The sequence below is a fragment of the Pseudomonas sp. FBF18 genome (assembly GCF_024261405.1).
Lineage (GTDB): Bacteria > Pseudomonadota > Gammaproteobacteria > Pseudomonadales > Pseudomonadaceae > Aquipseudomonas > Aquipseudomonas palmensis.
Genome location: NZ_QKRS01000039.1, coordinates 1 through 2,747, shown reverse-complemented (window position 1 = coordinate 2,747; position 2,747 = coordinate 1). Strand labels below are relative to the sequence as shown.

The window sequence follows — 2,747 nt, the reverse complement described above, 5'->3', positions numbered from 1 at the left end:
TGCGCAACTTCTTGCACAGTACTGCGCAAGAAGTTGCGCACTTTTTCGGGTTTTCTCGCGTAAAAGTGCTCAAAAAACGTACAGCAAAAACACAAGCTACTGATTAACAACAACTAAATTTCAGTTGGCACGGGTCTTGAACTGTCTCCTTGCAGCCGCACGGCATTTTTCGCCTGTCCGGCTTCACTTTTTGCAAGGAGCAAACCCCCATGGCAACACCTGCCTACATGTCCGTCACCGGCACCAAACAAGGCCTGATCACCGCCGGTGCCTTCACCGCCGATTCGGTCGGCAACACCTACCAGGAAGGCCACGAAGACCAGGTCATGGTCCAGGGCTTCAACCACGAAGTGATCATCCCGCGCGACCCGCAGTCCGGTCAGCCGACCGGCCAGCGCGTGCACAAGCCGGTGGTCATCACCAAGGTCTTCGACAAGGCATCGCCCCTGCTGCTGGCCGCGCTGACCTCCGGCGAGCGCCTGACCGAAATCGTCATCCACTGGTACCGCACCTCGGCGGCCGGCACCCAGGAGCACTATTTCACCACCAAGCTCGAAGACGCGATCATCGTCGACATCAAGGACTACATGCACAACTGCCAGGACCCGGCCAACGCGCACTTCACCCACCTTGAAGACGTGCACTTCACCTACCGCAAGATCACCTGGACCCACGAAGTGTCCGGTACCTCCGGCTCGGACGACTGGCGTACCCCGGTCGCCGGCTAAGCCTGCGTTAGTTCACTGCCCCGGCCAGCCAGCCAGCATGGCCGGCCGGGGCAGCCTGTCACCCCAGTTTTTGCAGCGGGAGGAACATCGGATGTTCTCAGCGGCCAACCAGCCCCATTTCACCCTGACCCTGGACGGGGTCGACAGCGACTTTCAGGTGCTGTCGTTCAGCGGGCGCGAAGCGCTCAGCCAGCCGTTCGAATTCGAACTGGAGCTGGTCAGTGAACGGGCGTCGCTGAACCTCGAATCCCTCCTGCACACGCTCGCCTTCCTGCAGCTGTCGCCCAGCGGCAGCGGCATTCACGGGCTGGTCTACAGCGCCGCGCAGGGCGAAGCGGGGCGGCGCCTGTCGCGCTACCGGCTGGTGCTGCGCCCGCAGCTGGCGTACCTGGCACACCGCATCAACCAGCGCATCTTCCAGCACAAGACGGTGCCGCAGATCATCGCCCAGGTGCTCGAGGAGCACGGCATCCTCGCCAGCGACCACCGCTTCGTGCTCGGCGCGGTGTACCCCGAGCGGGTGTACTGCGTGCAGTACGACGAGTCCGACCTGCACTTCATCCAGCGCCTGTGCGAGGAGGAGGGTATCCACTACCACTTCCAGCACAGCCCGCAGGGCCATGCGCTGGTGTTCGGCGACGACCAGACCGTATTCCCCACGCTGGCCCCGGTGGCCTACCAGCAGGACACCGGGCTGGTGGCCGACGTGCCGGTGATCAAGCGCTTCGGCCTGCGCCTGGCCACGCGCACCAGCCGCACCACGCGGCGCGACTACGACTTCACCAAACCGCGCATCCAGCTCGAAAGCGACGCCGACAGCGGCGCCGCGCCGGACCTGGAAGACTACGACTACCCGGCGCGCTTCAGCGACCGCGCGCGCGGCAAGCACCTGGCCACCCGCGCCCTGGAGCGCCACCGCAGCGACTACCGCCTGGCCGAGGGCCGCAGCGACCAGCCGAGCCTGGTCAGCGGGCATTTTCTGAGCCTGACCGAGCATGCCAACCCGGCGTGGAACGACCTGTGGCTTCTGACCGAAGTGCTGCACGAAGGCAAGCAGCCGCAGGTGCTCGAGGAGGTGATCAGCAGCGACGTCACCGACCTCAAGGACGACTTCCACCAGGGCTATCGCAACCGCTTCTGCGCCACGCCGTGGGACGTGCCGTATCGGCCGCCGCTGAGGCATCCCAAGCCCAAAGTGCTGGGTGCGCAACGTGCGGTAGTGACCGGCCCCGAAGGCGAGGAGATCTATTGCGACGAGTACGGCCGGGTCAAGGTGCAGTTCTTCTGGGACCGCGAAGGCCAGTCGGACGACAAGACCACCTGCTGGATGCGCGTGGCCTCCAGCTGGGCCAGCCAGAGCAGCTTCGGCGCCATCTCGCTGCCGCGTATCGGCATGGAGGTGCTGATCACCTTTCTGGAAGGCGACCCCGACCAGCCGCTGATCACCGGGTGCCTGTACCACGGCGCCAACCTGCCGCCGTACCGGCTGCCCGATTTCAAGACCCTGGCCACGGTCAAGAGCAAGGAATACAAGGGCAGCCGCAGCAACGAGCTGCGCATCGACGACACCACCAGCGAGATCAGCATCGCCCTGCGCAGCGACCATGGCGCCAGTGCGATCAACCTGGGCTACCTGACCCACCCGCGCCCCTCGGGCGGCCAGCCGCGGGGCGAGGGTTTCGAACTGCGCACCGACCGGCATGGCGCCGTGCGTGCGGCGGCGGGCCTGCTGCTGACCACCGAGCCGCGCCATCACGAAGCCAAGCACCACAAGGACCTGCCCGAGACCGCCGAACGCCTGGCCACCGCCAGCGAGCAGCAGGACGGTTTTGGCCAGCAGGCGCGCGAGGTGCAGGCGCAGGAGGCGGGCGATCAGGACGAGGTGGCCAAGGCCCTGCATGCGCAGCACCAGGGCATCGTCGGCAGCGGCCCGACCAACCAGAGCGCCAACGAATTTCCCGAGTTCAGCGAACCGCACCTGGTGCTGGCCAGCCCGGCGGGCATCGCCCTGACCACGCC

Annotated in this window: 2 protein-coding genes; both read left to right on the top strand. The window is 65.7% G+C overall.

Features of this window, described 5'->3' with window-relative positions; all coding sequences use genetic code 11:
* Window positions 1-209: 209 nt before the first annotated feature.
* Window positions 210-728 (top strand): Hcp family type VI secretion system effector, encoded by a 519-nt coding sequence (locus tag DN387_RS25975; RefSeq protein WP_043859617.1) that lies wholly within the window; start codon window positions 210-212, stop codon window positions 726-728.
* Window positions 729-819: 91 nt separating this feature from the next.
* Window positions 820-2,747, top strand: a 1,928-nt coding sequence (gene tssI, locus DN387_RS25970) for a type VI secretion system tip protein TssI/VgrG (RefSeq protein WP_254506430.1), incomplete at its 3' end; no start/stop codon positions are given.